Source organism: Ruegeria sp. CK1 (assembly GCF_056536545.1).
In genome coordinates, this window is sequence record NZ_JBQFPX010000008.1 from 68,446 (window position 1) to 92,264 (window position 23,819).

At 52.0% G+C, this 23,819-nt stretch carries 20 protein-coding genes and 1 tRNA gene; 13 read left to right on the forward strand and 8 right to left on the reverse strand.

Features of this window, described 5'->3' with window-relative positions:
• Positions 1 to 12: 12 nt before the first annotated feature.
• The 3 genes from ACR0L3_RS16865 (at position 13) to ACR0L3_RS16875 (ending at position 4,121) form a co-directional block, all read left to right on the forward strand.
• On the forward strand, positions 13 to 960 hold the full coding sequence (locus ACR0L3_RS16865; protein WP_480746990.1) for a DMT family transporter: 948 nt from the start codon (positions 13 to 15) through the stop codon (positions 958 to 960).
• Between the two features lie 374 nt (positions 961 to 1,334).
• Positions 1,335 to 2,255, forward strand: coding sequence for an ABC transporter ATP-binding protein (locus tag ACR0L3_RS16870; protein WP_480746927.1), 921 nt, complete (start codon positions 1,335 to 1,337; stop codon positions 2,253 to 2,255).
• A 48-nt stretch (positions 2,256 to 2,303) separates the two neighbouring features.
• A complete protein-coding gene (locus ACR0L3_RS16875) occupies positions 2,304 to 4,121 on the forward strand; it encodes an SLC13 family permease (protein ID WP_480746928.1) in 1,818 nt (605 codons plus the stop codon).
• 58 nt (positions 4,122 to 4,179) lie between these two features.
• On the opposite strand, the gene ACR0L3_RS16880 is transcribed toward ACR0L3_RS16875, so the two are convergent.
• Positions 4,180 to 5,844 (reverse strand): alpha/beta hydrolase, encoded by a 1,665-nt coding sequence (locus ACR0L3_RS16880; RefSeq protein WP_480746929.1) that lies wholly within the window; start codon positions 5,842 to 5,844, stop codon positions 4,180 to 4,182.
• Positions 5,845 to 6,118: 274 nt separating this feature from the next.
• On the opposite strand from ACR0L3_RS16880, the gene ACR0L3_RS16885 reads away from it, so the two are divergent.
• From ACR0L3_RS16885 to ACR0L3_RS16900, 4 genes are all read left to right on the forward strand, one after another.
• A complete protein-coding gene (locus ACR0L3_RS16885; RefSeq protein WP_171122835.1) occupies positions 6,119 to 6,304 on the forward strand; it encodes a hypothetical protein in 186 nt (61 codons plus the stop codon).
• Between the two features lie 66 nt (positions 6,305 to 6,370).
• The gene (locus ACR0L3_RS16890; protein ID WP_217354426.1) at positions 6,371 to 8,371 is read left to right on the forward strand and encodes an alkyl/aryl-sulfatase; all 2,001 of its coding nucleotides are present in this window, start codon (positions 6,371 to 6,373) and stop codon (positions 8,369 to 8,371) included.
• A gap of 48 nt (positions 8,372 to 8,419) precedes the next feature.
• A complete protein-coding gene (locus tag ACR0L3_RS16895; RefSeq protein WP_480683467.1) occupies positions 8,420 to 10,114 on the forward strand; it encodes a SulP family inorganic anion transporter in 1,695 nt (564 codons plus the stop codon).
• Entirely contained in the window at positions 10,115 to 10,975 is an 861-nt protein-coding gene (locus ACR0L3_RS16900) for a hypothetical protein (protein WP_480683468.1), read from the forward strand.
• 62 nt (positions 10,976 to 11,037) lie between these two features.
• On the opposite strand, the gene ACR0L3_RS16905 is transcribed toward ACR0L3_RS16900, so the two are convergent.
• The 3 genes from ACR0L3_RS16905 to ACR0L3_RS16915 all read right to left on the reverse strand — a co-directional run bounded on the left by ACR0L3_RS16905 (position 11,038) and on the right by ACR0L3_RS16915 (position 14,418).
• A complete protein-coding gene (locus ACR0L3_RS16905) occupies positions 11,038 to 11,616 on the reverse strand; it encodes a DUF3611 family protein (protein WP_170621342.1) in 579 nt (192 codons plus the stop codon).
• Positions 11,617 to 11,697: 81 nt separating this feature from the next.
• Complete coding sequence (locus ACR0L3_RS16910) at positions 11,698 to 12,216, reverse strand: DUF1269 domain-containing protein (protein WP_058284048.1); 519 nt, start codon at positions 12,214 to 12,216, stop codon at positions 11,698 to 11,700.
• Positions 12,217 to 12,309: 93 nt separating this feature from the next.
• Positions 12,310 to 14,418: an alkyl/aryl-sulfatase gene (locus tag ACR0L3_RS16915; RefSeq protein ID WP_170676892.1), complete on the reverse strand. Its 2,109-nt coding sequence runs from the start codon at positions 14,416 to 14,418 to the stop codon at positions 12,310 to 12,312.
• A 235-nt stretch (positions 14,419 to 14,653) separates the two neighbouring features.
• Between ACR0L3_RS16915 and ACR0L3_RS16920 the strand changes: the two genes are divergently transcribed.
• Complete coding sequence (locus ACR0L3_RS16920; RefSeq protein ID WP_480746930.1) at positions 14,654 to 15,121, forward strand: hypothetical protein; 468 nt, start codon at positions 14,654 to 14,656, stop codon at positions 15,119 to 15,121.
• A 595-nt stretch (positions 15,122 to 15,716) separates the two neighbouring features.
• On the opposite strand, the gene ACR0L3_RS16925 is transcribed toward ACR0L3_RS16920, so the two are convergent.
• Positions 15,717 to 16,220, reverse strand: a complete 504-nt coding sequence (locus tag ACR0L3_RS16925) for a hypothetical protein (protein ID WP_480682936.1) — start codon at positions 16,218 to 16,220, stop codon at positions 15,717 to 15,719.
• A 315-nt stretch (positions 16,221 to 16,535) separates the two neighbouring features.
• Between ACR0L3_RS16925 and ACR0L3_RS16930 the strand changes: the two genes are divergently transcribed.
• Together ACR0L3_RS16930 and ACR0L3_RS16935 are read left to right on the forward strand one after the other, a co-directional pair.
• Positions 16,536 to 16,625: transfer RNA gene (locus ACR0L3_RS16930), tRNA-Ser, on the forward strand.
• Between the two features lie 346 nt (positions 16,626 to 16,971).
• Positions 16,972 to 17,727, forward strand: a complete 756-nt coding sequence (locus ACR0L3_RS16935) for an SDR family oxidoreductase (protein WP_480746991.1) — start codon at positions 16,972 to 16,974, stop codon at positions 17,725 to 17,727.
• A 260-nt stretch (positions 17,728 to 17,987) separates the two neighbouring features.
• Here the strand turns inward: ACR0L3_RS16935 and ACR0L3_RS16940 are convergent, their stop codons facing one another.
• Positions 17,988 to 18,911, reverse strand: a complete 924-nt coding sequence (locus ACR0L3_RS16940) for a LysR family transcriptional regulator (RefSeq protein ID WP_480746931.1) — start codon at positions 18,909 to 18,911, stop codon at positions 17,988 to 17,990.
• 82 nt (positions 18,912 to 18,993) lie between these two features.
• On the opposite strand from ACR0L3_RS16940, the gene ACR0L3_RS16945 reads away from it, so the two are divergent.
• The 3 genes from ACR0L3_RS16945 to ACR0L3_RS16955 all read left to right on the forward strand — a co-directional run bounded on the left by ACR0L3_RS16945 (position 18,994) and on the right by ACR0L3_RS16955 (position 22,104).
• Positions 18,994 to 19,908, forward strand: coding sequence for a PhzF family phenazine biosynthesis protein (locus ACR0L3_RS16945; protein WP_480746932.1), 915 nt, complete (start codon positions 18,994 to 18,996; stop codon positions 19,906 to 19,908).
• Between the two features lie 527 nt (positions 19,909 to 20,435).
• Complete coding sequence (locus ACR0L3_RS16950) at positions 20,436 to 20,990, forward strand: carboxymuconolactone decarboxylase family protein (protein WP_480746933.1); 555 nt, start codon at positions 20,436 to 20,438, stop codon at positions 20,988 to 20,990.
• A 151-nt stretch (positions 20,991 to 21,141) separates the two neighbouring features.
• Positions 21,142 to 22,104 (forward strand): asparaginase, encoded by a 963-nt coding sequence (locus tag ACR0L3_RS16955; RefSeq protein WP_480746992.1) that lies wholly within the window; start codon positions 21,142 to 21,144, stop codon positions 22,102 to 22,104.
• Between the two features lie 75 nt (positions 22,105 to 22,179).
• On the opposite strand, the gene ACR0L3_RS16960 is transcribed toward ACR0L3_RS16955, so the two are convergent.
• Positions 22,180 to 22,854 carry a carbonic anhydrase gene (locus ACR0L3_RS16960; RefSeq protein WP_480746934.1) on the reverse strand — a complete coding sequence of 225 codons (675 nt, stop codon included), beginning with the start codon at positions 22,852 to 22,854 and terminating at the stop codon, positions 22,180 to 22,182.
• Positions 22,794 to 23,402, reverse strand: a complete 609-nt coding sequence (locus ACR0L3_RS16965; RefSeq protein WP_480746935.1) for a glutathione S-transferase family protein — start codon at positions 23,400 to 23,402, stop codon at positions 22,794 to 22,796. The genes ACR0L3_RS16960 and ACR0L3_RS16965 overlap by 61 nt, the downstream gene beginning before the upstream one ends.
• Positions 23,403 to 23,819: the final 417 nt, after the last annotated feature.

A 23,819-nucleotide genomic window follows, 5' to 3' on the forward strand; every position in this document is an offset into this window, starting at 1 on the left:
CTAAATGAAACGATGACCTCTGCTGAAACCATACCCCAATCTCCGGATCGCACCCTTGTCGGCGTTGCGCTGATGCTGGGGTTTTGCCTAACCGCTCCTTTGCTGGACGTTTCTGCGAAACTCGCGTCGACCAGCGTGCCGGTTGGGCAGATTACGGCTGCCCGGTTTGTGGTGCAATGCGCGCTAATGGCGCCTTTCATCTGGATAATGGGTCTGTCAGTGCGCGTGGCGAAAGATCAGGTGATGGTGCTGGTTTTCCGCTCATTGCTGTTGGTGTTCGCAACATTTTGTTTCATTGCCGCAATCCGGGTGATGCCCCTTGCCGATGCGCTGGCAATCGTGTTCATTGCCCCTTTCATCGTCTTGTTGATCGGCAAGTTCTATCTTGGTGAAGACGTCGGCCCGCGTCGCGTTGGCGCGGCGCTTGTGGGGTTTGTCGGGGTGTTGTTAGTCATCCAGCCCAGTTTCGCAGCTTTCGGCGCGGTTGCCATTATTCCGCTTGGCACGGCAATTGCCTTCGCCTTCTACATTCTGTTGACCCGGGGATTGTCGCGTCGGGTGCACCCTGTGACCCTGCAATTCCACACCGGCCTGATCGCCAGCCTGTTTTGCATTCCAGCTCTAATTATTGCCCAAGGTTCCTGCTCTGATTTGTTTGATCCCGTTTGGCCGACAGATATCGCGTTGTTGTGGCTTTTAGGCGCTGGCTTTTTTGCGACGGTGAGCCACATGATGATGACCTACGCGCTGTCTTTTGCGCCTTCCGTCACGCTGGCACCGCTGCAGTATTTTGAGCTGCCGATAGCGACCTTGTTCGGCTATCTTGTCTTTAATGATTTCCCGAACACGCTTAGCCTGCTTGGCATTGCCATCATCATCGGTGCAGGGCTGTATATGATACATCGCGAAAGGGTGGCGGCCAGGCAGCTGGTCACCGTACGTGCCGTAACTCCAATCTAAGGCTACTCGCCCGGCCCGTTCCGGACACTCATCGTTCAATCACATTCTGCGTTGTAGCATCAAGAGCCGACATTCGAACTAATCTCAGATTCCGGTCAACCTGTAAGTCGACCAATCCACCAAATTGTGTTCGAGATCTCTCGTCTATTTGGTGCAGCTCCGTTTCTCCAGGATTGGACCTCAGCGGCCGCTCTCAATTCCCACTGTACGTGTTGCACTCATTTCGTTGCTCCTAAATTCGAGCGTCTCAAGCGTAGTCGTTTAGTCCGGAGAATAGGTAGATTTATATTCAGATTGGATTGAGTGTTAGGGTGCAGTCACAACAATGTACCCGCACCTTCAAGCAAAGGTGCTCTTGGACTTTGGGGGATCGAGTGATCGAATTTTACAAATCTATCTTGAGAACTACGGGACATCGTCAGGTGGTCAACATCTTGCTGTCGCTGGCCATTGCCGCCCTGGCGGCGTTTCCACTGAACTACCAGAAGGAAATCGTGAACGGTCTGACCGAAAAGAACATAAGCCCCGGAGGCTTGCTGTGGCTTGGTGCTGCTATGGGCGCGGTGATAACCCTGAGCCTCGCGCTGAAATGGGTGCTGGGGTATCTTTCGAGCGTCCTTGGCGAGGACATGATCCGCAGGCTGCGCAAGCGTATTTGCAACCTGTCTCGCGAAAACCCGGCGGGTTCCGAGAAAGTTGCCTACGGTGCCAAGGCAACAATGGTGTCGGCCGAAGCCGAACAAGTAGGAAAGTTCTCCGGTAGCGCCTTGTCTGAACCCATCGTACAGGCCGGAACCCTTGTTGTGATTGTCGGGTATATTGCGGCCAATCAACCCTCTCTGGGGCTGATTGCAATCGGTATGATTATCCCTCAGGTGTTTATTGTTCTTCTCGTCCAGACGCGCGTAAACTCCCTTGTGTCAGACAGAGTTCACACATTGCGCAAAGCCACAAACTGGCTTGTTGACCCTGATCGCTCGGCAGCGGAGATTACTCCTAAATTTGACGAGATCTACGATACCCGTTCCCGGATATTCGTCTGGAAGCTGTCTTCGAAATTTGTACTCAGTGCCATTAACGGCGCCGGGACGGTGGGGGTTCTTGTTGTGGGCGGTTGGCAGGTCCTGGAAGGCAATACGGATGTCGGCACAGTCGTCGCCGCCACCGTAGGTTTGACACGTCTTCAGGGCCCGACGCGGCAGCTGATTGCCTTTTATCGACAGGTCAGTGCAACAGCTGTGAAATTTGAACTGCTGCGGGAAGCAGGCGTGGATATGGCTGACGCGACCACCTGAAATTTGCACGCATGGATAGACGCCCTATCGTTTGAAGGGGGTAATATAATGACGAATGAAGCCGGATTTGTGTTCGCTCTGATTGCCGTCGCGGGTGTGCTGATGGCAAGCAACCGTGTTCGCTATGACTTCGTTGCTTTGATAGTTGTTCTTGCGCTTGCCCTCAGCGGCACGCTGACAATTGGGGAGAGCCTATCGGGCTTTGGGAACAGCGTTGTAATCCTTGTCGCCTGCCTTCTTGTGCTGGGCGAAATGTTGGATAGAACCGGCGTTGCTCGCGCAGTAGGGGACGCCATCATGCGGCACGGTGGTCGTGGTGAAACTGGATTGCTGGTGCTCATCATGATCAGCACGGCACTTCTGGGGAGCGTTATGAGCTCAACAGCCGTCGTCGCAATTTTCATACCGGTCATTCTGCGAATTGCTCAAGAAACGGCAAACGACAAGGCTCGTTTTTTGATGCCGATGTCCTATGCCGCCTTGATAAGTGGCATGTTGACCCTGATCGCCACGCCTCCGAACCTTGTTGTGAGTGATGAGTTGGTCGCGCAGGGATACCAACCTTTCGGTTTGTTTTCCTTCTTTCTGATCGGCGCGTCGGTTCTGGTTGTTGCCGTCCTGTTTGTCTTGTTTTGGGGCCGCTATCGGTTGAAAACCAAGTCGACCCCTGGTGAGCAAGAGTTCGCAATTTCCGGAACGACGCTTGCAGGTATGTGGGAAACGTTTGGATTGGATGTACATTCCGCGACTTTCAGGGTCACTGGCAAAATACTCTCAGAGGACGTTGAAAAGCTGACGGGAAGTGGCACGGCAATACTCGTTCGACTGAGACCTGGCGCCAAAGGAAAGTACCTTGCAGCCATGTTTCGCGAAGGTATGGAACTGCTACCGGGTGACATTGTTTTCATTCGAGGAGCCCAAGACGCACTGGCGGAGTTATCAACCAATGCGTTGTTTGCCAAAACTTTGGGTTTTCAGAAATCAAGCGCTGTTTGGATCGATCAGTTGGGGCTTGCGGATGTATTGATCCACCCCGAGGCTAATGTGATTGGTCGACAAATGCATGATGCACCCGGGTTCGAATCCAAAGGGATTGAGATTGTTGGCCTGGTGAGAAACAGCGAGCCCGTCGAACACCCCAACACTACAGTTTTGCAATCAGGCGATCGCCTTATGCTTGCCGGATCGTGGGAAGACTTGGATCGTGCGGTTGAAAGGCATGATATGTTGGTGCTTCTGTCCTTCCCAAATGAGCGGACATCCGTCCCACCGGCAGCTAAGGGCTTTTGGGCTGCGATTGCCATCATGGCCACGATGGTTGCCCTGACGGTCTCAGAACTCGTCTCAATAACTACTGCAGTACTGATGGCCGCGGTAGCGGCAGTCTTGCTACGCACTCTTTCCGCCGAAGACGCGTATCGAGCCGTAAAGCTTCCAAGCCTCGTTCTGATCGCCGGGATGTTGCCACTTGCCGACGCGCTGCAAGCTACGGGCGGATCGGACATAATCGTCGACCAACTGCTTTACCTTGTCGGAGAAGCCAGTCCGCGCGCAGTCATGGCGGCGATCTTTGTTTTAACGGCCCTATTGGGCTTAGTCCTATCCAATACTGCCTCTGCGGTACTTGTTGCGCCGATTGCTATTTCAGCCGCCGAAGCACTTGGGATTTCACCATACCCAGTTGCGCTGTGTGTTCTGATCGCTGCATCCGCGTCATTTTCGACTCCGATCTCAACACCTGTGGTCACATTGGTCGTTGCACCTGGGGGGTATAGTTTTGCTGACTTCCTCAAACTCGGTGTGCCACTCACAATTTTGACCGGCACTGTCGCGGTGGTCATCGCTCCAATGCTGTTCCCTTATTAACGGTTTACTCCCTAATTTATGTCGTTGTTTTAGTTGACACTTCGGGGGAAAAGTGAAGTCAATTGTTTACACACCCATACTGGAATCCAACATCGCAGTGAGCAACGAGGCGTTCTGTGTCTTTTTCAGTCCAGTTCTCGGGTGCAGTAACCTGTACCCACGGACCTATGTAATCCTCGGCAAAGTAGGCATGCCCATGTCCAGGTGGTGTCCCGAAAGATAATGCCATATCGAGCGCCAACTGAAACTTGGTCACAACCGGTATAAATGTAAGGTGTTCTGAAACATCTTCCGCGGGCGGTTCTTTCATCCATGGAGGAGCGCGCCAGAAGGAAAACGGATCGTAAAAGACAATTGGATCACTTGAATACTGCAAGAAGACAATTCGCATCTGGCCCCAATCAGCCGCAGCCTCAGACGCATCCGCAAAGTGGGAAGCGTGGCGAACAATCGAACCATCACCAATTGTAGGCAAAACCCAAGGGCTGCCCGGTTGTCGGGAATTCTGCACACGCTGCCAAAAGTCTGAAGGAAATGGCGGCCCCGCCCAGAACGCTCCGTCGATAGGATCACCAACCAGACGAAACAGGTTGGTTGCATACATCGACGACCAGGCCCCGAGACTTAGTCCGTGCGCATATAACCTGGGGCGGTCTTCTTTCGGGAGGGTTCGCCAATAGTCATGCACAACTTCCATAAGAGCGGTCGCCTGATCCAGGCCAGTGCGGGTTTCAAGAACCAAAGCAAGTGGTGATTGCATATAGGAATACTGGACGCTTACGGTCGCTATATCACCGTTGTGCATGTATTCGACGGGATCATGCGATCCCGGATCCATCCAACCGGTTCCGGTGGGGCTTGTAACAATCAGGATCTTTCGTTCAAATGCACCAAGGCGTTTCAGCTCCGCCAAGGCCAATTCCGCCCGCTCCATTGGTGTGTCGGCATTTGCCCGACCCACATAAACCCTTATTGGGTCCAAAGCGGGTCTGCCAGAAAATTTTGAAATAACTTCCGCATCCGGCCCGGTCTCGACAAAGTCGCGGCCCGGCTTGCCCATAGCCGCCCAATCGATGAGCGAGGCAGACGACCCGGTTTTGTTTGGATTGGCAGGCTTTGGTGGCGCGGTGTCAAAAAGTTCCTGAGCCGCCTCATAACTTTCGTCGAGCGTAGCGACTACCCGATCGAAAACGCCATCTCGAGTTAAGATAAACAGTACTGTGAACACTGTTAAAGCGCCGAGGATATTGGCCCGCCTTGGCGGCATGAACCGATAGAACTTAGCGCGCGTCCATCGAAACATGCCTTCAATCAATTTGCCGATCAGATAGGCGGCGGAAAATGTGAGCAAAGCGATGGGTAGCATTGTCATCAGGTATTGGGTTTCGGCCGCTGCAAGCCCCATCTTGCTACGCAAATCGTTCTGCCACTCAAGGTTAAGGGTGATCGACCAGACCGCGAGTGTCAGTACTGTACCCGTAAGCAACACATCACGCAGAACAGCCAGCTTACGTGGAATTACAGGCAGGTCGGCTGCAAGCCAGATCAAGCCAATCACTTTCCCTATCAAGTATCCAAGCGACATGACCAGGCCACCAAGAACGCCTTGCGCCATCGGCCCTCGGGGGATCATGGACGGTGTCAGTGACGCCGCAAACAAAATCAGACCAAGCAGAAAACAAGGAATGGACAATCCAGCAATAAAAGCGCGCAACCGAACCATTTCCCTCATCCTTCCTATCGTACGGCTTGGGTCCGCCCTGCTTCAGCTACGAAATTCGCGAAGTTTGCGGCGCGAGCCAGGAACGTTGTTGACTAACTGACCCGTCACAAAATTCACGACAAAACCTAAGCATAATGATATTCTTACATATAGAATACATTATCTTTTGTTGCCGAATGCCAGTCTTTGCATTGGCACGTGTTGTGTCCGTGCGACCTATCACGTGGTGCAATCGGGGATTTGGAAACAATGATCATTCGGGGGGAAGATCAACATGTCGTCAAACAACACCGATCCAAACGACAAGAATGAACGGCATCGGGCACCGCTTTTTGGTATGGCCGGCGTCGTAGGCTTTGTCGCAGTCCTTTTTGTCCTGTTCATGGTCTATCTATTCACTCGTTCAGAGGGCGCGACCCGGATCGCTCCCGTCGGCGGTGATGCAACCCAAAGCGAATAAACTATCCAACCTTCACGGATCGGTTCTGTTCAGGAATCTCTCATTACAATCAGGAGCAATTTGATCATGCCCAGCGAACGGCCACATTTTCATGCCAAAGGCAATCCTCCGTCACAGCACACCAAATCCGTTCTGGAGGCCGCACACGATGCCTTGCCTTTCGAAGATACCCGCGACTTCGACGAATGCGAACGCGGTCTGATCGCAAAAATGGAGCATCCTAAAATCATGGCGGATGCAGGCAATGTTGCGTGGGACATGGGGCAGTTCGATTTTATTGACGAGGCGGATAGCTACGAAAGCATTCACCCTTCGCTGTTTCGTCAGGCAAAGCTGAACCAGGATTACGGACTATATGAGGTCGTCGAGGGTATTTATCAAATCCGCGGTTTCGACCTGTCCCAGATGTCTTTTGTTCGCGGGAAAACTGGTTGGATCGTTTTCGACGTGATGGTGTCAGCGGAAACCGCACGCGCCGGGTTGGAACTGTTTCGATCACATATTGGCGGAGAGCTTCCCATTACCGCTGTGATCTACTCGCACAATCATGTGGATCATTGGGGCGGGATAAAGGGTATCATATCGGAAGAAGATGTGGCGGCCGGCAAAGTAGAAATCATCGCTCCCGTTGGCTTCATGGACAATACGGTGTCCGAAAACGTTTATGCTGGTAACGCTATGAATCGCAGGGCTTATTACCAGTACGGTATTCTACTACCCGTTGATCCACATGGCTATGTCACACAGGGTCTGGGGCAGGCTGCATCACGTGGCGCTGTGACTCTGATTGCCCCTACGCGGATCGTCTCAAAAGACTATGAGGAATTCGAGGTGGATGGCATTCCGATGGTTTTCCAAAACACGCCGGATACTGAGGCGCCGTCGGAAATGAACACCTACATTCCCGGCATGAAGGCTTTGTGGATGGCCGAAAATGTCACCCACTGCTTGCACAATATCTATACCCTTCGCGGCGCTCCGGTACGCGATGCGTTGGTTTGGTCAAAGTACATAGCGCAGGCCTTGTACCGATTTGGTCAAGAGGCCGAAGTTATGTTCGCCGCGCACCACTGGCCGCGATGGGGAAATGCGAGGATTCAAGAGGTGCTGCGGGCGCAGCGCGATATCTACGCGAATATGAACAATCAGGTTCTTCATCACGCAAACAACGGCGTCACAATCAACCAAATCCATAACGTCTACAAAGTCCCCGAGGGTCTTCAGAAACACTGGCACGCTCGCGGTTACCATGGCTCACCTGAGCATAACAGCCGTGGTGTAATCCAGCGATACCTCGGATTTTGGGACTGTAATCCTGCAACACTGATTCCGCCTTCACCGGAAAACTCAGCGCCGGTTTACGTCCGACTGATGGGCGGGGCCGAGGCAATTGTCGCCAATTGCCGTGAAATGTACGACGCTGGTGACTATTTGATGGTTGCTGAAATTCTGAACAAGGTTGCGCTTGCCGAACCCGAAAACGAAGTCGCTCGTGATCTTCTCGCGGATGCCTTCGAGCAAATCGGTTATCAGCAGGAAAACCCTGGGCTTCGCAACTCATTCTTGGCGGGGGCTTTTGAATTGCGATCCGGTATCCCTTCCGGGCAGGCCGTCAAAACAACCAATCCTGACGTTATGCGCGCCATGTCGACTGAGCTGTTCCTGAACTTCCTCGGAATCCGGCTCGATAGCGAAAAAGCTAAGGGGCTGAGGTTTACGATCAATCTGAGAACTCCGGATAATGGAGAGGAATTTATTGTCGAACTGGAAAACGCGACGTTAACGAACACAAAGGGGTATCAGGCTGAAACTGCTGACCTGACGCTGGCGATTGACCGCGCAAAGCTGGAAGAAACTCTGGCCGGAGAGAAGAGTTTTGAGCAACACATTGCCGAAGGATCCGCGCAGATCACGGGTGACCCCTCCATTCTGAAAACACTGGCCAGTCTGCTGGTGGATTTCGACCCAAAATACGAAGTCTTTCCGGGCACACGCGCCAGTGATGAACAAGCCATTGAACACGACCCCTATGACGCGGAAGAACTGAAGGGCGTGGTGCCTGAGTGATGTGGTGCTCCCGCGCCGAATACCCAAAATATACTGGATCGCGGCTGCATGCTTGACGGGTTGAAGATTGATCGCAGGAACGTGGTTTCGGATCTTGTCGCAGGTGCCACGTTCGCAATCGTCAACGTTCCGCAAGGAATGGCCAATGCTGTTCTTGCGACCGTCAACCCTGTCGCTGGTCTTTACGCGCTAATGGTCGCCATGCCCGTCGGCGCAATCTTCACCAGTTCCGTTTTTATGAATGTATCAACGACTGGCGCACTATCGGTTGCCGTCGGTGAGGCATTGTATGGGGTTGAGGACGATAGAAAGATCGGCGCATTGATTGGCCTGGTTATGATGATTGGGATGGTGCAGTTGATTTTTGGACTGCTGCGTATGGGGCGGCTGGTCCGATATGTATCCAACTCGGTGATGACAGGATTCATTACCGGTATTGCAGCTCTGATCATTCTTGGCTCTATTCCTGATATCACTCGGTTCGAGAGCGCACAGCCAAATCATTTGTTGCGCCTTTCCGATACCGCTTTGAACTGGCGTAGTTTCGATACCGCTTCGGTTACTATCGGCGTGGCCACAATTGTCCTTATTTTTCTGATCCAGCAAACGCGATTAAGTAAGTTCTCGCTGATCCTTGCTCTGGGTGCGACAACCGGGTTGGCCACGCTATTTCAAGGCGGCTCGATCGTGCTGGTGAAAGATGTCGCGATCATTCCCCGAAGCTTGCCCACGCCAATGCTGCCGGACTTAAGCTACTTTCCAGAACTGATCCTGCCCGCCATTGCCATCGCAGTGATCGGGTTGGTACAGGGCGCCGGTGTTGGTCAAAGCTATCCGAACCCCGATGGGCGGTTTCCAGATACTTCGCGTGATTTCGTCGGCCAAGGCGCGGCCAATCTCACAGCAAGCGTGTTTGGTTCGATCCCTTCAGGTGGGTCAATGTCGGGAACGGCTGTCAGTGTTCAGGCCGGAGCGTGTTCGCGCTGGTCAAACATCTTTGCAGGCGTAACAGTGGTATTGATCGTCTTTTTGTTCGTGGACATGGTCAAGCTTGTTCCCATGGCCGGTCTGGGTGGGCTTTTGTTCGTAGTGGGCGTGCAGAATGTCCAACCCAAGTCTATTGCCGTCATTTGGCGGACCGGAACGATGGCCCGTGCTGGTTTTACTGCGACGCTGGTGGCAACGCTGTTATTGCCGCTGCAGTTTGCAATCCTGTTGGGCATCGCAATCTCTTTCGTTCTTCAAATTCTGCGCTCCGCTAACCAGATCGAAGTTCGGCAGATCTCCTTGGTCGAAGGGGGCTTCCCAATAGAGCGGCCTGGTGCGACCGCTCTTGAGGAAGGCGAAATTACGGTTCTTCGCATTCGCGGAGAACTGTTCTTTGCGTCGGCGCAGGCTCTTGAAGCTCAGTTGCCCGAAGCAGATACGGGACGCCATTCAGTGGTATTATTGGTGCTTCGTGACGTTGACGACTTGGGAAGCACGATCATTCGATTGCTAAGCCGATACTCTAAAGAGCTTGAACATCACGACAGCAAGCTGGTTTTGACCGGTGTGAACAACAAGTTGCAAGGGCAATTGAAACGAACCGGACTGCTGAAGCGATTATCGCAAGAGAGCATCTTTGAGGAGCAACCTGAAATCGGGGCGGCGCTGAATGATGCCATGGAACAGTCCCGTATTTGGATCGATGCGAAACGCAGTCAGTCATCCAGCATTTCGGGATCAGAAGGACGTAAATAGATGCCCGAAGTCGTGTTGATTTTTACAGGTGTTGTCGTTTTTGCTCAGATGTATGGGCTGGGAACCCGGCAAGAGGTTGGAAGCATTCGTGCGCTGTTGTCCGATACTTCGCTTTTGTTTCGTTCCCTGATTTCAGTTCTCGTCGTGATGCCTTTGGCAACACTCGTTCTAATTATTTTGCTTCCCGTGCGTCCTGAGGTTGCTCTGGGTTTGGCCATCTTGGCCGCTGCACCCGGTGCGCCTCTCACAACGCGCCGGTCCGAAGCCGCAGCCGCCGATTTCAACTATGTTGGGTCATTGCAGTTGCTTCTTGCTCTGTTGGCAGTGGTTTTTACGCCGTTTGCGCTGTTCTTATTTAGTCATCTGCCCCAGGTCGCGGCTACTCCTGTTTCGTTGGGTACTGTGGCCGCTCAGGTCGGGCTGGTGACTTTTCTACCGGCAGTGCTTGGATGGGCATCGGCGCGCGCGGTACCGCGATTGCGAAATCGCCACAACAAGGTGGTGGCGATTGTGTCCAAGGGACTTTATCTCTTGTTCCTTGCCGCTCTTTTGACCGCGCTGGCGCTTTTGACGGACCTACGGCAATCACTTGCAATTGGGTGGGCCACCGCGTTTTCGGTCGTCATACTTTGTGCCGTCGCGTTAGCGAGTGGCTACACGCTTGGGGGGCCGGTCAGATCGAAAAGAGCGGGCCTTGCCATCGCAACAATTGCGAGGAACATAGGATTGTCTCTCTATATTGCTGAACAGTCCGAAATATCTTACCCGGCAATTCCAACAATCCTGCTTTTTGCGCTGATCGGGGTTTGTATGGCTTTACCGGCCTCGGTCGTGTTCAAGCGGTTTTTGGGTGGCTCATAGCACGACTATCTGCCCTACTCTGGAATTCGGTAAGGTTTCGCGAAAGCAAGTGCATTGCCTATTCAGGCGTCTTTTCCGCCCAGAGAACGAGAGATCAGGAAAACGATACGCAAAGAAATCGCCACAACAAGCAACTCAGCGGTCAGCGTTAAGAGTAGGGTCATGATGCTTACTGCATCAACCGCCGAAATCGTGTAGGGGCTGGCACCGGTTTCAGCTGCGGATATCTGCAAGCCAACTTGAGGGTTGGCCAGCATTGTGACCAGAAGCGCAAAAGCTGCTCCAAACAATGAAACAATTGTCAGAACAGCGCCGATCGTTCCGACCCAAACGCCGATCCACACGCGACTTTGAAGCCGGGCGGCTGAGGGGTCATCTCCAGTCTCTTTCAGCTTTCGTCCCAAAGACAAATAATGCCAACACCAAAATGTGGTGAAAGCGGGCAGGATCAAACCCAAGAAGGACAACACGTTGCCCACGCCTGCGCCACCTCCGACAACGCCAAGGACAACGCCGCCCAGTACAACGACAATGATCAAAAAAACCAGCTGAACCCAGAAACCGATCTGGCCAAGCTTGACGAGCGCATCTGCGACGCGCCCGGTGTTTTCCCCATGCCAATTAGCGGATTCGCCTACCATATTGCAGTGCTCCCAACCTAAACCCTATGATTTGAAGAAGGTCGTCCGCACTTTGGCTTGGCGACCGATCTCTATCAAAAATCACTGGCTATGCGCAGCGGCGAGCGCTTCGCGGAGTTTGTCTTCTTGTTCCTGCGATAGGGACGTCTGAAGTATCTTCGGGTCGTATTGTTCGATCTCGGCGATCACTTTGTCCGGTGTGGCCTTGGCGACAAGCAGAAACAGAGCCGATGAATTTGGTTGGATGGTCTCGCCCAGTTCTTTGATGAAATCATCATTGATGCCGTAATCGGAAAGGGACCCTCCAAGCGCTCCCATTGCCGCCCCGGCCAAACCTCCCACTGCCATGCCGGCGAGTGGGTTGAGAACAAGAATACCGGCCAACATACCAACTATTGCACCGGTGCTCAGGCCCGTACTGGCGCCAATTCGGGTCATGTTCACTGACTGCTTAATGTGTATGTCTCCCTCTTCGGGTCGCACAACGACGCAGGCGTCCAGCAGGTCGATCAATTCCTGTTTTTTGAGCTGTCGTAGTTTTGTCAAAACAGCATCTGCACTGTCGACACCATCAAATGAAAGAACAACAAGATCAGCCATTGGAGTCTCCTCGGGTGATTTGGATTACATCGTTAAAATCGTATTGGAGTGTAAAAGTGGGTAACGCGGGTCCGAAGGGACCCGCGCAAAACATCATTCGATAACGACCTGACCAGTCACCGCCTGCAACGGCTCGGCCTCTGCTACCTCGGTTGGACCGGTACTTGTCCCAGGCAAAACTTCGAACAGAGGATCGAACTCAACCATGGCTCCAGCGAGTTTGATCAGAACGCTGACGTCACCATCAGCCGTTGCGCGACCGTCGGCCAGCAAGTCCTCGAAATCAGCCTCTCCGGTCATCACAAGTTCCAAATCGGATCGGTTCAAGGTTAGAGTCAGATCTGGCTCATCGAAGGCGAAACCTTCGACATTTGTGAGTGTTGCCTTGGCCAGCTCGATCGCAAACATCTCACCATTGTCGGGTGTGCTTAGGTTCATCGTAAACTCGATGCCTTCGGCCTTGCGGCTGTCCATCTTGATCGCAAGGAAATCAAGGAACAGCTCAGTCGACATCGCGCGTATCACCTCTGGGCTGGACGTGTCGGCCGTTTCACCGGTGGGGATGCCAGAACGAAGTTCATAGGCACCGGACAGGAAGCTGTTCCGCAGGCCCGGGTTCTCTTGCTGGTAGCCAAGCTGTTCGTAAACGTCTGCTAACAAATCTTTTACTTCCTGATCTGATGGATCCGACAGGAACAGTTTGTTCAGAATCTCGGACGCTTCGAAATATTGCCCTGCATTGTGTAGTTCCAAACCCTTGGCCATAATTGGATCTTTGCCGCCCATCATCTCGACGTAGAGCGGAGCTGAAGCTTCTGGTTCTAACGGTATCAGGGTCGCGGGATTGCAATCCCAGAATCCAAGGAACCGCTGAACAACGCCGCGCGAATTGTGCTGAGGTGAGCCGTGATAGCCACGTGTATGCCATGTCTGCTGCAAACCCTGTGACGGCTCATAGTGGTGATGTATCTGGTTAATCGTCACGCCCTGATTGGCCAGATGCAGGGTCTGGTTATTCATATGGGCATAAAGGTCGCGCTGATCTCTCAGAACCTGCTGCACGCGGTCATTGCCCCAGCGCGGCCAATGGTGCGAAGCGAACATGACGTCTGCCTCTTGCCCAAACAGGAACAGGGCACGAGAGATGTATTTTGACCATCGAAGTGCATCGCGCACAGGCGCGCCACGCAATGTATAGATGTTGTGCAACGTGGCCGTGACGTTTTCCGCCATCCACAGGGCCTTCATGTCTGGGATGTAAGTATTCATCTCAGACGGCGCTTCTGTGTTGGGTGTGTTCTGGAAGATCATCCGCACACCATCGACCTCGAATTCTTCGATGTCATCCTCGACAATCCGGGTTGGCGCGATCAGGCCAGTGGCACCTGCTGAAACGCGCTTGCCGAGACCCTGATTGACGAACCCATGCGGGGCCACAGGCAACAACAGACCATATTGGTAAAATAGCCGGCGGTTCATTGCGTTGCCCGCGAACACGTTCTCGGAAATTGTGTGTTCCATGAAATCGCGCGGAGCAATGATTTCGACATTCCCGGAATCGACGTCCTCCTGCGAAACGATGCCACGAACGCCTGCCCAATGATCGCCGTGGGAATGAGAATAGATCACGGCCGTAATCGGCAACCCTTCGCCTTTGTGTTCCGAGAACAATTCCCATGCGGCTCGCGCCGTTTCGGCCGAAACCAGCGGGTCAATGGCGATCCAACCCGTTTTACCGCGCACGAATGAGATGTCGGACAAATCAAACCCGCGCACCTGATAGATGCCGGGTATTACCTCGTACAGACCATAGTTCTGATTCAGCTTGCTGATACGCATCAATGACGGGTGGATACTGTCGTACTCGTCTTGCTCGTCGATGAAATCAAATGCGCCCCGGTCCCAGGCGACATTGCCCGCGTCTGCCATTATTTGAGGTTCCGGCATCTGGGCAATGAAACCCTTGGCAACTTCGTCAAAGTCCTGAGTGTCTGAGAAAGGCAGTGTTTCTTTCGCTTCGGCCAGGATTTTGAGCGTGTGCTCGGACGGTGCTTTTCCTTTAGGGTGAAAGTGGCCTTCTAATGGCGCGGCTGTCGATGTGGTTTGTGCTGCTGCTTCTTCCGACAAAAAAGTAGGACTTACCGCAAAGGCAGCCCCAATTGCAGGAACAGTTTTCATGAAGTCGCGTCGATTAGGTGCCATCAAATTTTTCCCCTTTTGATCAAGCTGTCTGAAAAGCACTGCCTCACATCCTAACATTTAAATGTCATTGTGCTACGATTAAGATTTAGGCAGTCTTGCATGGCTCAACATCCAGCACGGCTCGCGGATGTATTGAATACCTGAGTATTTTCTGACGATTGGGCCGTCTTCAGTGAGCCCAACAACAAAGGACGCGATCTAAAAATAGGTGGATCACAGATCAGGGGGAAACACGATGGCAGCTACCTGCAATGCCTCTCTGTCGAGGCGAGATTTTATAAATCTGGCCGCTGCTGCTTCTCTTTGTTGCAACTCAAGTTGCGCCCCATTCGACCGCAGTAGTTCGATCGGCGACATAAATTCTGAGCTCGCAGCCGCGTTGGAACGGATACCTTCTGATGATGGCTCAGATCTGGTTCAGATTGCCCGGGAGATTGAGGCGAATTCAACACAAATGATCCGGGCGCACGCGGCCTTTATTGAAGAATTTAATCAGTTGTCTGCCAACCGTTCGGTATCACGTGCCGAGTTGATAGCTGTTTCAGACAGATATGACGCCGAACGCCGTTCGCAACGCGATAACCTGCTGGTATTGCAGGGGCAATTGCAGGCGGCAATCCCGGAAGAGTACTGGCCGGAAGTTGCTAAAATTCTGTACGAAAAGGCAGACATAGTCGCCTCGGGAACCAGCTTGGAGTTATGATATGCCAGTAATTGCGACGATAACGGCGGTCACTTTCTTGTTGGACGGATCGTCTGATTTAGCACCATCATTTCTGGAGCCCAATACGCTGAGACCCGCCTTGAATAAGGCTATTTCGCCCGCAGACAGCGATGTCCGGACCGCGGCTTTGAAAATTGTGAGCGACTTGGAAGTTGCCGTTGATCGGTTCCGTGCCGCGGTCGAAGGTGCTGCGGACAATGCCGTTCTCGGTTCCACGGACAAATCAGCATCGGCATCGTCCTCAAGAGCCATTTTTAGTGAACTGGATCAGGAAAGAGGCAGATCAAGGACGCCGGCATTGGCCGCCAGCAGTGCGTCGCGAAGCGTCGGAGGTGTCAGCTGAGTTTGTTCGTTCGCTGTCATTGTTTGTCTCCAATCAGGGGGAAAGACCGTCGTTGCGCGAAAGAACGACGGTCTTTGCCTTCTGTTGGTTTTGACGAAAAAATTGGCTTGTGAAGCAAAGGAGCGGATGAATGAAGAAAACACCCAATGGTGTTTCGTCCGGAAATCCCTTTGGGTGTTTTCTTCATTGTCGCGCCGTGAAGCAGGATGTGTTCACTGCTGTATGGTCTTGTCATTTTCCAGCCCTCTTGCCTGAGTTCAGAAAATTCAAACGCTCAATTTCTTCGATGTTCGGGCGGAAAAGCCATCGCCGCCCAAGCTTAAAACCGTGGCGTTGACCATTTCGCGCCAAACGTCGAAATGTCTCCGGGTGGCACTTGACAAACCGCCGGTCGAGCAACCGCAGGTCCTCGATTGATAGCAACGGTGCAAGAAGGACTTTGCGGCCCTCACTGCCTCCAAACGCCCATAACAAGATCGGATCGTCTACCTCTTCAAGCCGCAGTACATCGAGCAGGTCGAAGCAGGGGTGCTCACCAGGAACAGAAACAGGCGTCAGGCCATGAAGCTTGCGAAATCGTTCAACTGAAGATCGGCTGCAGCGCCAGCGCTTAGCTAAGCAACGAACGGTCAAGAGCGGCGAAGGGTTCTGTCTAATGGCGATAGCTAAGTTGTGCGCATCATATTCAGCTTGTGTACCAGCACAGTTCACACCTTTTTCCGTTTGTTTTGACATGCGCTACCTCCGATGCCCGGAGGAGATGGGTTCGAACCGAAACAGGAGAAATTCTTCGTTGGCAGATAATGATCTCTCAATCGGCGCGGCGATGCAGAATGGGGATTCGATGTGTTGTGGTGTTTCGAACCTGACGGCTGGATGGTTCGGCGCTGGGAAATGCCTCAGAAAAAATTGTCCAAATCTTGCCCATAATCCACGTAAATCGGTGTGTTTTACCGTAATTTCAACGGGTTCAGCAATTTTGCCGGAGTGAGACACAAAATGGAAATTTCGCCTTGTATTCCCGTTGCTTGCAAGGATATACCCGTCGGCGGAGACGTGGCCGAGTGGTCGAAGGCGCTCCCCTGCTAAGGGAGTAGGCGGGAAACCGTCTCGAGGGTTCGAATCCCTTCGTCTCCGCCATATACCATAGAATTAAAATGGTATTTTTAGAATCTAGTTACGATAACTACCAATAAACCACCATCCCAAATGCGCTTGGTTGCCACCTCATGCAACGGATGAATCAGTTATGCCCAACTGCAATCCATTGGCGGCTAAGTACATCGTATCTAAATTGCGCATAGGCTTTTCTCCCAAGACTTCGGATTTAGCAATATAGCTTTGCGCTGGATTCCGATCGTTGGATTTACAGCGATCCGTTTCTTGCGCATTCAATTTCGATTCCTGAACAATCGCATTAATCGGGTCGCTTAAAACGCGCCACATCCACTAGCTGAACGGCATGCAACAATTGAAAGGCATGACCATGGAGCTGAGAGATAAAACCATCATCATAACTGGCGCTAGCAGCGGGATAGGCGCTGCGGCAGCACTTTTGTTCGCTTCCGAAGGGGCTAACGTCGTGTTGGGTGCCCGCCGAGAGTCTCATTTAAGCAGGATCGCTGGGCAAATAACGCAGAGCAACGGGTGTGCGGTCTATCTCGCAGGTGACGTGACAAATGAAGAATATTCCAAAGATCTTGTTGAATTGGCCGAGCAGAACTTTGGTGGACTGGATGGAGCTTTGAACAATGCAGGCGTTATAGGGGACATGGAGCCGATTCCTGAAATGGATTCAGGTAATTGGCAGTTTGTAATTTCAACAAACCTTACCAGCGCCTACTACGCAGCAAAAGCTCAGATCCCTGCTATGGAGAAACGAGGCGGGGGATCTATCGTTTTCACTGGGAGTTTTGTTGGCTACAGCAATGGGGGAATGCCTGGAATGGGTGCCTATGCTGCGTCCAAGGCAGGATTGATCGGGCTCGCACAGTCTCTGGCAGTTGACCACGCTTCTATGGCAGTACGGGTCAACACTATTCTGCCGGGTGGAACAAAAACTGAAATGGCTGGTGTTGATTTAGAAACGCACGAGTTCATTGCTGGTTTGCATCCCATGAAACGAATGGCGGACCCTAAGGAAGTTGCTCAATCTGCATTGTTCTTGTTGTCAGACAGGGCGAGCTTTGTGACAGGTTCTCCGCTAGCCGTTGATGGTGGTATGGCAACCCGACTGCTTTGAATATTTGCCGTTGGTTGCTACGCGGCCAACGGCAATTCTGTTGCTTATTTCCGGGCGGGGCGATGCTGTGTTGTCAATTCCCACTGGGGGCTGTGACCGCTCTAAAGCGCGGCAATTGGTAAGGGGCTACATCGTGTCTGCATTTGCCAATGCCGCCGCGGACTTCGAATTCCCAAATGCGCGAAAAAATGACCTTGCTTAGTATAGCCAACACCAAGTCAGGGTCACAAAGGTCGCTCTTTACTGTTGGGCTCGCACGATTACAGACTGTATTTGCTTTGGCTGCGCTTAACTTCCGCTTTCAGGAAGTCACGTACGATCTTGTAGGCGGGCGTGGTAGAAAACGACGCTGTTGTCACGATCCAGTATTTGGCCTTGGTCTCTACACTTTTTCCCATTTGTACTAGAAAGCCATTCTGCAAATCGTCCTCAATCAGTAGCGTGCGACCAAGTGCAAAACCCATACCGCAAATTGCGGCCTGAAGCGCGAGATCTGCCCGCGCAAAATTTAGACCTCCACTTGGCAAGGTTGCGTCCCACGAACGTGCTTTGAAATAACTGGCCCAACTAAACTCAGTCCCATCAGTCGCGCCTGAACTGTCAGAGATCAAGATTTTTGGATTTAGTGAGAAAGTGTCTTCTGCCAATTCCGGAACGGACGATTTCGGCCCGGCGACAGGAACTAGGCGAGAGGAGCAAAGCACCTCACTATGGTTGCCTGGGTACGGTCCAATGCCATACCTTATAGCCAACTGATCACCCCCTTGACGGAGGTCAACAACACCGTCGTCAGCCTTGACCACGGCTTCTATGCCGCCAGCCATCAAGCGGGGCAAAGCTGGAATTATCCACTTCATCGCCAGTGAGGAAGACGCGGAGATCCTTATTGCTTGTGGGTTCCGAAGTTCTTCAATGCTATCAACGATTTTCTCCCAATGCGCGGTGCTCTCGACTGCGCCCTTGCAAACTGTTTCACCTATTGGTGTAAGTTTGAGTTTGCGAGTGGTGCGGTCAAATAGTGGCGTAGCGAGCGCCTCTTCCAGACCTCGAATACGTTGGCTTACGGCGGGCTGAGCAATTCCGACTTGTTCGGCCGCCCCGGTAAAGGTCCCACGTTCAAAAATAGCGGCCAACAAATCAGCATTGGCAGCAAGTTTCCGAGCAAGCTCCTGTGACTCATTCATAATTAATCCTTATGAATATATAAGTGGATACCTCTTATTAGTAGTATTACTTTCTAAATTGAACATAATAAAGGGTGATGTTATGACACACAGCATTACAGCACGCATTGTCAATGGGTTTGTGACACCTGCGTCGGGTTCCGACGCCGCATATGGGGGCAACCCCGCGGGTGTGGTCCTTGATGCAGACAATCTTTCTGAACAACAGATGCTTGAAATCGCTCAGAAAGTTGGCCTTTCTGAAACAGCGTTCGTTTCTGCGTCGGAAACGGAAGGTTTCAAGCTGGATTTCTTCACACCAAACCGCCGTATTGCGCATTGCGGACACGCAACAATCGCAACGTTCAGCTATCTTTCCGAGATCGATCGAGCACAGGACGGAAATACGTCCAAAGAAACGGTCGATGGCCCGCGGAGAATAATTCTGCGTGAAGGCGCAGCTTATATGGAGCAGCTAGCGCCCAAGTATGAAGAGTCCTCAAGTTGGGCCGGCAGAGGGGTTAGCGAAGGGGACGTCCTGAACTCTTTGGGCTTGAGCCGCGATGATCTTCTGACAGATGGCGAGCCTATTTTGGTGAACACTGGAAACAGTTTCGTTGTCGTTGGAGTGAAAGACTCCAAAATCCTCGCAGACATCGAACCGGATCAATCTGCCATCAACGAAATCAGCGAAAAGCTTGACCTCATTGGCTATTACGTTTTTGCGATGGACACAGGGTCGAGCGAGGTAAGTGCAACAACCAGAATGTTCGCGCCCCGGTACGCGATTGATGAAGAATCCGCGACAGGTATGGCCGCTGGCCCACTTGCCTGTTTGCTGTACGATAAAATCGGAGTGAAGCAGGAAGATCTGACCATTGCTCAAGGCGATTTTATGAAGCCCGCGTCTCCAAGCATTATCACCGTGAGCCTTGAGATCAACGACGGAAAGATCGCAAGCCTGATGGCCGGTGGCTACGGTAGTGTGATGAAAGAGATGGAAATTCGTTACAGCTAAAACGAGTTTTGTCACGTTTATTGCAGCTAAGTGGGATTGCTCACTTGGCTGCAGTATGATGCGCGATCAAGGTCGTTAGATGAATTAAGATCAACCAATGTAACGTAAAGCATCCTATGGTACGCGGACAAGCGCCACATTCCCCTAATTCGGTGAAATTTATTTGCAGTGGGAAGGTGTCTAGGCGCTATACGCGACGGGTATGTGCAATCTAGGCGCGACGAAAAAACGTGATTTGGCCGTTGAGGTTTCTCTTCTTGTTTTCAGGCTGAAATTTCATACGTTTAGCAAAGTGGCGCTGAAAAATATTCGAGCTTTCATGTTATTCTGCCACTTCGTTTTTGCCACCTATTTTAACGCAAAAAGCAAAAGGTGATGTGTGGCATCGGGCTTGTTGAAAGCACCGTTTCAATCCTGAATTTTACTGAACACACCTCAATTAAGATTACTCAGTGCGCAGCCATTGAAACTTTTCAACAGCCCAATTAGATGCGATTCATAATGTACGTTATGAAAAGGAAAATCCTATGTCGTACCTGAGCTACACAAAGGGAATGCCCGGTGTTGCAGATGTCTTTCTAAGAGATCCTGCGCTCTATGCCCCAATGCTGGACTTTATCGAGCGTGTAATGACCCGCCCGTCTGATTTGTCCAAAGCAGATCGTGAAATGATTGCCGAGCATGTGTCGCGGATCAATGGTTGCGACTTCTGCGTTGGCGCGCACCGCTGGACTTTGGCTGCTCTCAATGTGGATTGGGAAACCATTGACGGGCTTGCGGCTGCACCCAACACGGACAAACTTAGCCCTGAATTTCTTGCACTGCTGAAGTTTGCTGCAAAACTAGCCAGCAAGCCAGAAGAAGTAGGCGAGGGTGACATCGCCGAACTGGTCAAAGAAGGCTGGAGCGAGCAAGCTATCGAAGATGCGATCAACGTCGTTTCTTTGTTCAGCTACGTTAACCGTCTGGTTGATGCTCTCGGTATTGAAGGCAACGAAAACTACTTCCGCATGGTCGGTAAATCGCTCGCGGAAAAAGGCTATGCACCATTGCTGGAATCGGCTCTGAAGAAAGCTAGCTAAGACTGGGCGCGGGTTTGCGAGTACATCTCGCCAAGCCCGCGCTTAACAGAACTTCCGCTCAAAGCTCTTGAGGAACTAGCAAGTACTGGACAAACATAGTCAATCTAAACATTCAGATGAGAGAGGTGCGAGCTTGCGACCAAAGCTACGATTGATCGGCACAGGCGGAACCATCTCAGCCGTAGCTCGAACGCCGACTGACTACTGGGATTACCCTATGTCAGGTCAGAGGCTATCTGCCGAGGCTTTGCTGACTACTTTTCCTCAATTGGCGAATTCCTTTGACATAACGTGCTCCAATTTCAAACCGGTCTCCAGTACAGAAGTCGATCAGAAATTTTGGAAGGATTTGCTTGCAGAGCTGGCTTCAATAGGCAGCGCAGCTAATGGTGTAGTGGTGACCCACGGCACCGGCACACTTGAAGAGACCGCCTTTGCTATTGACCTGTTTTCGAACTTTGAGTTGCCGATTGTTTTTACAGGCGCTCAGCGACCTCACAACACACTTTCGTCAGACGTAGCCTACAATCTTTGGGGCGCATTCAGTGTTGCCGCGCATGAACAAGCCCGAAGTCGCGGTGTTTTGGTCGTTATGGATGGTCAGGTCCACGCTGCACCGGAAGTTTCGAAGACGGCGAATTTTTCGTTAAATGCGTTTCAATCTCATCCGGCTGGAGCCGAAGGATCGATAGAAGGCGCATCTGTTGTTTTCAGGCGTAAACGAAAGACCAAAAGCTTCACGCTTGAGTGGCCTGATGATGAGTGCCTTCCACGAGTGGATATAATTCCGTCATATGCCGGTGCCGACGGAGCTCAGATAACATCAGCTGTTGCGGCGGGTGTGTCCGGCTTGGTTGTCGCAGGGTTGGCACCTGGATACGCGACCCCGGATCAGCGTAGTGAGCTGAAAAGAGCAAGAGCCTCCGGCGTTCAGGTTGTGATGTCCTCTCGCGCAATTACTGGTCCAACCCCAGCATTGCTGCAAAACGAGATTGAGGGTCTCATTGGTGCTCAGAACCTTACGCCTCAGAAAGCAAGGATTTTGCTGGCAGGTGCCATTATGAATGGTGCGACAACAGCAGAAATCGAAAGGTATTTTGCGGAGTACGCATAGCCGTTTTGGGTTGGCTGGAAACTCCAGAGACGGGCACTGTGGCCACCAGGTGAACTGATGGCCACAGGCACAGGTTTAAGCAGCCAAAGACTCTGTGACTTTGATCAGTTTTTCTTCATCAATGTCGTACAGGTAGCCAAAGATGTTGGCGTGCTTGGGCGTGCCGGCTGATTGCCGCATCATCTGCACATCATGCTCCAGCGACTCGTTATAGTCACTGATGCAAATACTTTTTGCGGGATAGAGTGGTTCGATATCCGCATCGTGTTCGTCTTTATATGCAGCGATGATGCCATCTTTGGTGAATGATGTGGCACCGCAATGCGTGTGATGCACAATGACAACGTTTTCGATGCCAAACAGATGCTGGGCTACTGTCACAGAGCGAAGGGCGTCAAAGGCGCGGCCCCCTGCAACGCAAACTTCGAATACGTTCGTAGTGGAAGCTATTTTGTTGCCATTCTCATCAGTGACGATTTCGCCAGGGTGAGTTTGGCCAAGTTCTTCAGCAACGAGTTGCGGTACTTGGGCAATGCGAGGGTCGTAGCAATACACTACAACAGTTTTTAGCGGCACAGCCTTAGCGAATTCTTTTCGAACAGCGGATTCGTCGAACCCTGGTTGTTTAGAAAAAGCGAATTCATCGAAGTTTTGATGGTCCCCACACATGATGGTCTCCTTTCTCCAAGTTAGAATTGCACGTTCAGTGCGTTGCGAACCGTTGGACGGCGTGTCGCGGTTCGGTACCAATTCAAAGTTGCTGGAAACTCGCTGAGCTTGTCGGCTCCAAGCAAGTTGATCATCGGGTAAGCAGCACAGTCCGCTATTCCGAAATCGTCTCCGCTTAGGTGTTGTTGGCTATTTAGGCGCTTCTCAATGGCGGACACCGCGCTCATCGCCTTTGCCTCTCCGAAGATCAGCGCATCCCGTGTATCTTCCTCACGTTCCATGCTGAGGCCAAAGTTAATCGGAGCGACCAAGTCGGTCATTACCAGGCTCAGTGCCTCAAGAGTGCGAAAACGCTCGGGCAAACTTTCGGGCAGCAGTTTCCCGGATTTCTCAGCAAGATACAGTAGAATTGCGGTCGATTGGGTCAGCGTTAGCCTGCCGCCCCCCAATCCGTCGTCATCAATGATTACTGGCACTTGTTTCATTGAATTCAGCGAGGCGAAACTGGGTTCGTGCTGTTCTTTTTGTCGTAGGTTGATCGCCTTCACGCGGTAAGGCAGCGCAGCTTCTTCCAGCGCGATCAGAACGCGGTAGGTATTGCCCGTCGTCCAACCCAACAATTCGATCATGTCTTCTAATCCTGCAAATGGCGGTTCCAACGCAGAGCTGGTCTGTCAGCTCGTTCCAGAGTATTTTCCTGCGGGCACCGGATACTGGGCTTGTGTATAAGCAGCCGGGGCCACTGCTTTCGGTTTCGGTTGCTCGTGCGCTGTCGTTTGAAAGCTACGAGCGGTAGTCTAGAGTGAAGCGGTAATCCGACGCCTGAAGGTCAAGTGATGCCGGGAGCTATTGCGATCAACTTGATTACCCAAAGCTTCGGATTGACCTAATAATAGGCTAACGGGAGCGTGCAGAACATTAATTAATCCATGAATATGGATCATTAATTTAAACCCAAGAGAATCGAGCCCAATGGGCTTGGGACGCTGAAATTTACCTGAGTAATTGGTTTTCAGGATGCAAAGCCAATTCACCCAATCTGTATC

What these genes read in the sequence shown, in the direction of transcription:
- ACR0L3_RS16950 (WP_480746933.1), top strand. Translation starts at nt 20,436, where the DNA reads ATGTCGTACCTGAGCTACACAAAGGGAATGCCCGGTGTTGCAGATGTC.
- ACR0L3_RS16865 (WP_480746990.1), top strand. Translation starts at nt 13, where the DNA reads ATGACCTCTGCTGAAACCATACCCCAATCTCCGGATCGCACCCTTGTC.
- ACR0L3_RS16895 (WP_480683467.1), top strand. Translation starts at nt 8,420, where the DNA reads ATGCTTGACGGGTTGAAGATTGATCGCAGGAACGTGGTTTCGGATCTT.
- ACR0L3_RS16880 (WP_480746929.1), bottom strand. Translation starts at nt 5,844, where the DNA reads ATGGTTCGGTTGCGCGCTTTTATTGCTGGATTGTCCATTCCTTGTTTT.
- ACR0L3_RS16900 (WP_480683468.1), top strand. Translation starts at nt 10,115, where the DNA reads ATGCCCGAAGTCGTGTTGATTTTTACAGGTGTTGTCGTTTTTGCTCAG.
- ACR0L3_RS16945 (WP_480746932.1), top strand. Translation starts at nt 18,994, where the DNA reads ATGACACACAGCATTACAGCACGCATTGTCAATGGGTTTGTGACACCT.
- ACR0L3_RS16920 (WP_480746930.1), top strand. Translation starts at nt 14,654, where the DNA reads ATGGCAGCTACCTGCAATGCCTCTCTGTCGAGGCGAGATTTTATAAAT.
- ACR0L3_RS16905 (WP_170621342.1), bottom strand. Translation starts at nt 11,616, where the DNA reads ATGGTAGGCGAATCCGCTAATTGGCATGGGGAAAACACCGGGCGCGTC.
- ACR0L3_RS16885 (WP_171122835.1), top strand. Translation starts at nt 6,119, where the DNA reads ATGTCGTCAAACAACACCGATCCAAACGACAAGAATGAACGGCATCGG.
- ACR0L3_RS16910 (WP_058284048.1), bottom strand. Translation starts at nt 12,216, where the DNA reads ATGGCTGATCTTGTTGTTCTTTCATTTGATGGTGTCGACAGTGCAGAT.
- ACR0L3_RS16890 (WP_217354426.1), top strand. Translation starts at nt 6,371, where the DNA reads ATGCCCAGCGAACGGCCACATTTTCATGCCAAAGGCAATCCTCCGTCA.
- ACR0L3_RS16925 (WP_480682936.1), bottom strand. Translation starts at nt 16,220, where the DNA reads ATGTCAAAACAAACGGAAAAAGGTGTGAACTGTGCTGGTACACAAGCT.
- ACR0L3_RS16935 (WP_480746991.1), top strand. Translation starts at nt 16,972, where the DNA reads ATGGAGCTGAGAGATAAAACCATCATCATAACTGGCGCTAGCAGCGGG.
- ACR0L3_RS16875 (WP_480746928.1), top strand. Translation starts at nt 2,304, where the DNA reads ATGACGAATGAAGCCGGATTTGTGTTCGCTCTGATTGCCGTCGCGGGT.
- ACR0L3_RS16940 (WP_480746931.1), bottom strand. Translation starts at nt 18,911, where the DNA reads ATGAATGAGTCACAGGAGCTTGCTCGGAAACTTGCTGCCAATGCTGAT.
- ACR0L3_RS16965 (WP_480746935.1), bottom strand. Translation starts at nt 23,402, where the DNA reads ATGATCGAATTGTTGGGTTGGACGACGGGCAATACCTACCGCGTTCTG.
- ACR0L3_RS16915 (WP_170676892.1), bottom strand. Translation starts at nt 14,418, where the DNA reads ATGGCACCTAATCGACGCGACTTCATGAAAACTGTTCCTGCAATTGGG.